Here is a 7,988-nt window from a genome sequence, read left to right as displayed (position 1 = left end):
ACTTGGAACTGTAGGAAGAACCATCATCCCAGGTCAGAGGGCATCCGCGCCCTCATGTCCAGGCCCTGGACCGGCTATTGACCGGTGGATCCGGGTTCAGGGGTCGAGCCCCTGGCGGCCCACAAGATCAAGATATGCCTGACCTGGGCGTTTCCCCCTCGCGGGGAGGCGCCCTTTTCGTTGTCTGTGATGGGTCGGGGGTGGGGCCCGGGTGGGTTGCAGATGTACGTGGCAGGCGGTCAGGAACCTAGCGGGACCCCGACCTCGCCCGGCGCGGCGCCCTGCGTGGGTGGTGTCAGTGCGGGTGCGGTAGCCGCCGCGCCGCAGCCGCTCCCGGTGGTCGGCGAGTGTGGCCGGTGCGGGCAGGGCGAGGTACCAGGAGCCGTGGCCGCGTCGCTTCAGGTGCGGGCAGGAGGTGCCGCGCTGCCGTCCGGTGCGTGGGTCCCGGCAGCCGCATCGCTTGTAGATCGTTCCGTTGCCGCGCATGACCATCTCCTGGGCCGCTTGGGGTGCGTGGGCCCAGTGTGGCCGGGAGGGAAGACGCGGCAGGCCGGAACGGTCGACGTGCCGGGCAACACCGGAGTGCGGCTGCGCGAACACCGACTGGCACGGAGGGAAGACTCCTGCGCTGCCTGTGCCCGGCGTACTGGCCCCCGGCCGCCGGAGGCGCTTGGCGGGGCCGTAATACGCGTCATACACTGGCTGCATGGCCAAGACCAGGATCAGCATCAGCCTCGACCGCGATCATGCCGAGCGCATTCGGGAGCACGCCGAGCGCGCGGGTATGGACGTTTCCGCGTACCTCGTCAACGCCGCTACCCGGCAGATGGCCGAGGCGGAGGCTGCCGAAGCGCAGTTCGCCCGGATCGACGCGATGATCGCCGCAGCCGAGGCTGAGGCCGCCGAACTTCCTCCCCTGCGGGAGGTTGCCGATGACGATCTCACGGAGGAGGAGCGGCGGGAGGTGGCGGAGGCCATGGACCTCATCTACGGCAACGACAGTCCCGCCAGTCGCCCGGGCAACGCCGCGTGAGCGTGCGAGTGCCGGTCTACGACACCGGCATGCTGATCGCGCTCGCAGATCGCAAGGCCAAAGCCGTACGTCTGCACGCGGGCCTCAAGGGCACGCCGCATCGCGCTGTCGTGCTGGGGCCGGTCCTGGCCCAGGTGTGGCGGCCCAGTCCGGCCACGGTGCATGCCATGGCCGCAGTACTGAACGACTGCACTGTGCCTCAGGCGCGCAGCTCGGCCCCGGCGATGCGCCCCACCAGTGCCGGACAGACGGTCTGCATCATGTGTGCCACCGGGCCGGATCTGGCGGAGTGGCAGCGTGTCGGCAGCGCGCTCGGAGCAGCGGAGCTGCCACCGAAGAAGCGCCCGGATGCGGTGGATGCTCTGGTCGCACTGACCGCAGCCAGACACGGCAGTGCTGTCGTCTTCACCAGCGACCCAGCTGACCTGACGGCTTACCTGGTGGCTTTGGACGCCCACGATGTCCACGTCGTCCAGATCTGATCCCGAACGGCTGCCAACTGCGCGTTCTCGAGCCTGTGAGGTTTATCTATCTGACGGCGTCTCCGTTCGAACGGCTGGTGAGTGGCCGGTTCTCCACCCTGTCCTGGCGGATGATGGTGCTGAACGCCTGCTGGACGCGGTCGCCTGTCAGCTCGCACAGCAACTCCCGCCCCGGCAGCTGCACAAGGTGCTGCTCGAGGTGCTTGCGGTAGCCGCGTGCGTGTCGGGCTCCAGGCGCCCGGTGGCGACGTCGCGGATGTCGTCGCCGTTCTGCAGGCGTACCGCGTGCTCGATCTTTGTGGGCCGCAGCGCCAAGTGCTCGAGCGCACCCGTGAGCAGTTTGCCGTCCTGGCTGATCGTGGTCGTTTTTCCCTCCAGCAGGCGTACCGCACGCGCGTTGCGGGCCAGCCACCGGTTCAGCAGTGCGTTGACCGCGACCAGGGTGATGGCGCTGATTGCCTAGAACGTCGTCCAGAACGCCGTCATCGGCAACGACAACAGCCTGCTCGGCGGGGCGCGAGGGCGTCAATCCCGTCGCCCGGGTGAGGGCCGGGACCGGCTGTTCGCCTGCTTGGCGGTTCTCTGGGTCAGAGTTCGTGGGTGTCGCGGGGTTCGATGTATGGCTCTTCCGCGGCCGGGTGGCCGGTTTCGATGGCGCGTTGGCGGCCGAGTTCGGCGTTGAACTCGAGGCCCAGGAGGATCGCCATGTTGGAGATCCACAGCCAGATCAGGAAGGCGATGATCGCGGCGAAGCTTCCGTAGGTCTTGTCGAAGCTGCTGAAGGTGGCGATGTAGAGGGCGAAGAGTACCGACGCGATGAACCAGACGATGACGGCGAGGACGCCGCCGGGGGTGGCCCAGCGGAATCCGGGCTGTTTGACGTTGGGGACGGCCCAGTACAGCAACGCGATCAGCAGGCTGACCGCGACGATCATCACCGGCCATTTGGCGATGCTCCACACCGTGATGGCTGTGTTGCCCAGTCCCAGGATCTGCCCGGTCTTGCTGGCAAGAGGTCCCGTGAACACCGCTGCGACGGCGGCGAGCGTCAGGAGCACGATCAGTGCGACCGCGATGGCAAGACGCGCCGGCAGGGTCTTCCAGATGGGCTTGCCCTCACCGATGTCGTAGACGGTGTTGGAAACGCGCATGAACGCTCCCGCGTAGTTCGAGGCGGACCACACGGCGACCACGATGCCGACGACAAACGCGATCCCGGCTTTGGCCTGGCTGTGCTGCAGCTGGTCCAGCACCGAGGTGATCAGCTGGCGGGCGGATCCGGGGGCAAGGCTGCGGACATGGTCGATCAGCGGTGTGATGGTCGATCTGCCGAGCAGGCCCAGGATCGACACGGTGGCGAGCAGCACGGGGAAGATCGACAGCACGCTGTAGTAGGTGAGGGCCGCCGCCGAGTCGCCGAGGTTGTCGGCCCTGAACTCGGTCGCGGTGCGTTTGAGGACGTCGCGCCAGGACCGTTTCGGCAGATCCGTCGGGCTGTGGGCCAGCGGGCCCGCATGGGGCCCGGGGGCAGTCGGGCTGTCGTGATCGTTGTCGTGTGGCGCCATGGCCGACCACCTCCAAGACAGCACCGGTCCGGGTTCACCGCCGGGACGCAAAGACGGCTCGGCGGTGTCCGTTGCCCGCCGTCCACATGGAGCGGCAGGGTTGCTTCGTGTCCTTCGTCGACCACGCGCTCGGGTTCTCCTCCGGGCGGGCTCAGCCCACGAGCCGCAGGGGGTGGGCTCTTGGGCGCCGAGGCGCCCGGGCGTGCGGTCAGGTGTGCAGGTAGCTGTTGTTGCCGTCGTGGCCGTCGGCGCTTTCGTCGTCGAACCAGTAGTCGCCGTGAGCGAGGTAGCGAAAGTGGACACGCTGCTCGGCGGGCAGGGTGACGGTGGTCGCGCGGGTGCCGTCCTTGCGGGCGCGCAGCGGGTGGGCGCCGGGTTCCCAGTCGTTGAAGTCGCCGACGACGCTGACCTCACCGCACGGGTGGTCGGCGGGGAGGGCGAAGGTGACCTCGGTGGCGTTCTTGCGCCGGGTGCGCTCCAGCATGACCGTCAGCTCCTCACACGCAGGGGGTGTGGAACCGATCCTGGCCCCGATGGTGCGGGAGTGTGCTGCCGAGCGCCGCCGTCCGAGGACGGCAGTCACGCGGATGGCGGCGTTCCATGCGGGCAAAGCGGACGGGGGGATCGGGGGTCTGGCAGGGGCCCGACGGGTGGGTCGGCGAACCGGCTGCCGGCGCGAGTACCGTCTTGTCCTCGACCCTGTGTCGCCGGTCGTGGGTCGGGTCGGGGGGCAGTGGTCAGTGCTTGAAAGCGTCCTTGATCTTCGCCCCGGACTGCTTGGTGTTGCCCTTGATCTGGTCGCTGCGGCCTTCGGCCCGCAGGCGCCAGCTGCCGGTGACGCGGCCGACGGTCTTCTTGGCGCCGCCTTTGACCGCTTCGGCCTTGTGCGCGATCTTCTTGGTGATACTCATGGGTGGCTGCCTTCGTGAGTCACTGCTGGGGGGCGCTGCCTCGCCGAGGCGGCGGTCACCACGGGCGACGTAGCCGAAAAGGGCGCACTGCTCGGCGAGCACGGTCACGGCATGGGCGCAGTCCTTCCGGACGCCAAGCGGGCCCCGGGCCGCAAGCCGTTGAAAAGCGGCCGTCAACTTCTCACTTCAGCGTACGTCGGGCCGATCCTGGCCCCCACTGGTGCGGCCACCACAGCTCAGCGGGTGCCATCTACCTGGACGAGAGCTTGACGAGCAGGTGCAGCGGGCTGGAAGCGCGCGAGCGGCGAAGAAGCACATCCAGAAAGGCACGCACGACACCGGCCCCCGAGGCCCCTCACAGCGCCCCAGAGGCAGCAGGGACGCCTCGGCCTACACCGGCGTGGACCCCCAGGACTCCCAGGAACCGACCACCACGCGCAAGCCCCGCTAGGGATCGCACCCGCCCTCTGCCTCCCGGAAGTCGAGCCGCTCGAAGGGGATCACGGTTGGCAACTGCCTGAACACCATTGCCCGGACGAGGGGTGACGTCGACACCGGACCCCACCCGGGCCCGGCACAGGTCGGGCGTGCGTCTCTCCACGCCCCGACTCCCGGACGTCATGGCGCGGCGGAGCGCCGGTCTGACGTTAGACGTGGACCTGATCGCGGGCCAACATCCGAGGGTGCAAAAGGAGTCCTCACGCTGGTTCCTGCCGTTTGCCCCGGAAGTGGTGGGCGGGGAGCATGAGAAGCGGGGAACGCTCTGCGGAGATCGGAGTACACCGTGATCATCCTCGGAATCATCCTGCTCGTCGTCGGCTTTCTGCTCCACATCGGCTTTCTGTGGACCATCGGGATCGTCCTGCTGGTCATCGGGGCTATCCTGTGGATCCTGGGATCGGTGGGACACGCTGTCGGTGGGCGGCGCCACTACTGGTAGAACTCGGCCTGGCCCTCCGGCCGATGGCGCTCCACGCGTTCGAACGAATCGCTGCTGGGCACGGCTCGGGGCACGAGCGGTCAGGCCCGGCGAGGGAACCGCAGTTCGGGGATATCCGTGAGTAACGCACCCCTCAACGCCGCCTATCCCGGCGGGTGCAAGATCGGCATGGGGAACCCGCACGGGCTGAGGGAGGCGTTCCCGCCATGGCTGTCTTCCTGCTCGTGCTCATCGCGGCCGCTCTGGGCATCCTCGGCGCCGTCGTCCGCGGGCTGCTGTATCTACTCGCCATCGGCATTCTTCTCCTCATCGCCGACGGGGTGTTCCTCGCCGTGTGCTTGGCCCGGCGACGCCCCGCCGACGATGGCGGGCAGTCCTCCAGCCGTGATCGCCTCGTCGAAGGGACGTATGGCGCCGGGAGGAGCTGACGCTGTGGGCGGCAGCCAGCAGGCGACGGCATTCTTGCCCGGTTCGTCCGCGTTTCGACTCGGTGGCCAGGGGCACGGGCATTTCGGGGGGTCAACGGGCTACAAGCGGAGGACCCAATGTCGACAGGGACCCTCGTGATCATCGGTGCCGTCGTGGTCGTGCTGATCGTGTGCGCGCTGGTTGCGTTGGTGGCGCGGTTCGTCATACGCCGCCGCCATCTGCGGGACCGTTTCGGACCGGAGTACGAGCGGACTGCGGAGGCCGAGGACGGCCGCCTGGCGGCCGACCGTGAGCTGCACGAGCGCGAAGAACGCCATGACGCGCTGAACATCAAGCCGCTGCCGCCAGCCGTCCGCGACCGTTACGCCCAGGACTGGACCCGAGTGCAGGAACGGTTCGTCGACCGGCCCGACGACGCGGTCCACGAGGCGGACCGGCTCGTCACCACGCTCATGAGCGAGCGCGGATACCCGACCGAGGGATACGAGCAGCAACTCAAGGACCTCTCGGTCGAACACGGGCGCGTGCTGGAGCACTTCCGGTCCGCCCATCAGGTCAACGAGCGCAGCAGCCGCCATCAGGCGACCACGGAGGAGCTGCGGGGCGCGATGGTGCACTACCGCACGCTGTTCGAGGAACTGCTCCACAACGGCCACCGGCCACGGGGCAGCCGGGCGTGAGCCCGGGACCGGCGAGTCGATCCGACAAGGGCGACTCCGTCGGCGGTCGCAGCCGACCGGAAGTGCCGAAACGGAGGTGGAGAGATGCACAGCCAAGAGACACCCGAGCCGAGCGAGGGCGGCCTGTCCACACAGGACCTGGCCGGTGCCCGACAGGACACCGGCGAACAGGCCCCGGAATCCTGGGCGGATTCGCCACCGGCGTTCCCCGGGGAAGCCACCGCCACCGACCGAGAACGCGGCGAGCAGGAGACCGCTGCCGACGACCGGGAGAAAGGTGACGACCAGCCATCCGAGCCCGGCGAAGACGCGGAGGCGGCCGACGAGAGCGAACCCCTGCTGGGGTCGGAGCAGGAGGAGTTCCACTCCCGGTGGCAGAAGATCCAGAGCGAGTTCGTCGACGACCCGCGAAACGCCGTGCACGCGGCCGACACGCTGGTCGCCGAAGCGATGCAGGCACTGGCCACGACCTTCGCCGAGCACAAGCAGGACCTCGAAGGCCAATGGAACCGCGGCGACGAGGTACCGACCGAGGAACTGCGCATCGCACTGCGGCGCTACCGCTCGTTCTTCAACCGCCTGCTCAGCACCTGAAACAGCGCGGGCAGACCGATAGACCGGACCAGGCGCGCAAGGGACCGGGGACCGCTGCCGTACCAAGCCACCGGACGCACTCCGCTGGTGCGCCAGGTGAGGTCCAGCCTCGACCGCTCGCTTCGGCAGCCCACGTGCGTGCGCTGGTGTCCGTGAGCCGACAGGGGCAGGCTGAGAAGGTTCACATGCTAGGCCCGCGGCTGGTACGAGCCGTCGGTCCGGGTGGAGGGAATGCCAATGATCGAGGTCGGCGATATCCGCGAGTGGCGCACCCACGACGTAGTCGACGCCGACGGGCACAAGATCGGCACGCTGGAAGCGATCTACGTGGACACCAGCAGCGACGAGCCGGCCATGGCCACCGTGCAGATCGGCCTGCCCACCCGTCACCGCCTGGTCTTCGTCCCGCTGGACGGTGCGATCGTCGGGCCGGGCTACGTCAAGGTCGTCTACGACAAGGCCCTGGTGAAGGACTGCCCTGCCATCGGCACGGACGACGTCCTGCCCGCCGAGGACGAGGAAGCGATCTTCCGGCACTACGGCCTGACCTATCAGCCGGGCACCGGCGGCGAGCGGCAGCTCGCCCGGCGCTGAGAGCCCGCACCCGACCAAAGGAGGCATCCACGTCATGGTGGTCTTCCTACTCGTGGTCATCGTTGCGATCGTGCTGGGCATCATCGGAGCCGTCGCCCACGGGATGCTGTATCTGCTCGTCATCGGCGTACTACTCCTCATCGCCGATGTGGGGTTCCTGGCCGTGCGCTCGGGGCGGCGTTCTGGCCGACGCTCGCTCCGCTGACTCACCGCCCCACCCGTCCCGCGGTGCGAAGGCACCGGCCGGATGCAGAGGGCGGCCGGCCAGGCTTCAAGGAAAGCCCGCCGCCCTCGCGCTCGGAGAACGAACGGTCGTCGGCGGGGGAAACGGGTGTGTGCGTCGCGCAGTGGCCGAGCATGCGGACGCCGAGGCTGTATCAGGTCGGTTGCACCAGGGGAGCGGGTGGCGGTGGGTACCCTGATGGCCTCAACTTCCCGACTGCGTCTGCCGGAGACCGCTCGGTCGGCGGAGGGAACGAAACCGCACGTCTCCCGTGGGAGATCCGATGGTGTCGGAGTTTCAGGTGAGTATCGCCCCTGGTCACGACGCGTGTTCGGCATCAGGCGGCTATCCGGGCGCTCTGCGCGGGGACAGTGCGTGGATGATGCGGGGACGGTGCGGGGATTGAGCCCCTTGATGCGGCGATGATCGGGCGTAGACTGAGCCCGAATCCACCGCTCCGCCTCTGAGGTGACCGTTTCGGGATTCGGGCGGCGGTGACCGGTCGGAGGGCGTGTGGCATCCGCTGGTCTGTCCAGC

11 protein-coding genes are annotated in these 7,988 nt (G+C 68.5%); 8 read left to right on the top strand and 3 right to left on the bottom strand.

Annotation, left to right across the window (positions count from 1 at the left end; all coding sequences use genetic code 11):
• The first annotated feature begins 706 nt into the window (after positions 1–706).
• Together P3T39_RS36740 and P3T39_RS36735 are read left to right on the top strand one after the other, a co-directional pair.
• Positions 707–1,033, top strand: coding sequence for a ribbon-helix-helix protein, CopG family (locus P3T39_RS36740; RefSeq protein WP_280703665.1), 327 nt, complete (start codon positions 707–709; stop codon positions 1,031–1,033).
• A gap of 8 nt (positions 1,034–1,041) precedes the next feature.
• On the top strand, positions 1,042–1,515 hold the full coding sequence (locus tag P3T39_RS36735; protein WP_280703664.1) for a hypothetical protein: 474 nt from the start codon (positions 1,042–1,044) through the stop codon (positions 1,513–1,515).
• 587 nt (positions 1,516–2,102) lie between these two features.
• Here the strand turns inward: P3T39_RS36735 and P3T39_RS36730 are convergent.
• From P3T39_RS36730 to P3T39_RS36720, 3 genes are all read right to left on the bottom strand, one after another.
• Positions 2,103–3,080, bottom strand: a complete 978-nt coding sequence (locus P3T39_RS36730) for a YihY/virulence factor BrkB family protein (protein WP_280703663.1) — start codon at positions 3,078–3,080, stop codon at positions 2,103–2,105.
• A gap of 208 nt (positions 3,081–3,288) precedes the next feature.
• Entirely contained in the window at positions 3,289–3,564 is a 276-nt protein-coding gene (locus tag P3T39_RS36725; RefSeq protein ID WP_280703662.1) for an isoamylase early set domain-containing protein, read from the bottom strand.
• A 253-nt stretch (positions 3,565–3,817) separates the two neighbouring features.
• On the bottom strand, positions 3,818–3,991 hold the full coding sequence (locus P3T39_RS36720; protein WP_280703661.1) for a CsbD family protein: 174 nt from the start codon (positions 3,989–3,991) through the stop codon (positions 3,818–3,820).
• 784 nt (positions 3,992–4,775) lie between these two features.
• Between P3T39_RS36720 and P3T39_RS36715 the strand changes: the two genes are divergently transcribed.
• The 6 genes from P3T39_RS36715 (at position 4,776) to P3T39_RS36690 (ending at position 7,433) form a co-directional block, all read left to right on the top strand.
• Entirely contained in the window at positions 4,776–4,931 is a 156-nt protein-coding gene (locus tag P3T39_RS36715; RefSeq protein ID WP_280703660.1) for a DUF6131 family protein, read from the top strand.
• 206 nt (positions 4,932–5,137) lie between these two features.
• Complete coding sequence (locus P3T39_RS36710; protein ID WP_280703667.1) at positions 5,138–5,359, top strand: hypothetical protein; 222 nt, start codon at positions 5,138–5,140, stop codon at positions 5,357–5,359.
• 117 nt (positions 5,360–5,476) lie between these two features.
• Positions 5,477–6,040, top strand: a complete 564-nt coding sequence (locus tag P3T39_RS36705) for a hypothetical protein (RefSeq protein WP_280703659.1) — start codon at positions 5,477–5,479, stop codon at positions 6,038–6,040.
• A gap of 84 nt (positions 6,041–6,124) precedes the next feature.
• On the top strand, positions 6,125–6,634 hold the full coding sequence (locus tag P3T39_RS36700) for a hypothetical protein (protein WP_280703658.1): 510 nt from the start codon (positions 6,125–6,127) through the stop codon (positions 6,632–6,634).
• A gap of 237 nt (positions 6,635–6,871) precedes the next feature.
• Positions 6,872–7,228 carry a PRC-barrel domain-containing protein gene (locus tag P3T39_RS36695; RefSeq protein WP_280703666.1) on the top strand — a complete coding sequence of 119 codons (357 nt, stop codon included), beginning with the start codon at positions 6,872–6,874 and terminating at the stop codon, positions 7,226–7,228.
• Positions 7,229–7,262: 34 nt separating this feature from the next.
• Positions 7,263–7,433, top strand: coding sequence for a hypothetical protein (locus P3T39_RS36690; RefSeq protein ID WP_280703657.1), 171 nt, complete (start codon positions 7,263–7,265; stop codon positions 7,431–7,433).
• The last annotated feature ends 555 nt before the right edge of the window (positions 7,434–7,988 follow it).

The sequence above is a fragment of the Kitasatospora sp. GP82 genome (assembly GCF_029892105.1).
Lineage (GTDB): Bacteria > Actinomycetota > Actinomycetes > Streptomycetales > Streptomycetaceae > Kitasatospora.
This window is presented reverse-complemented; position numbering and strand designations above follow the sequence as displayed.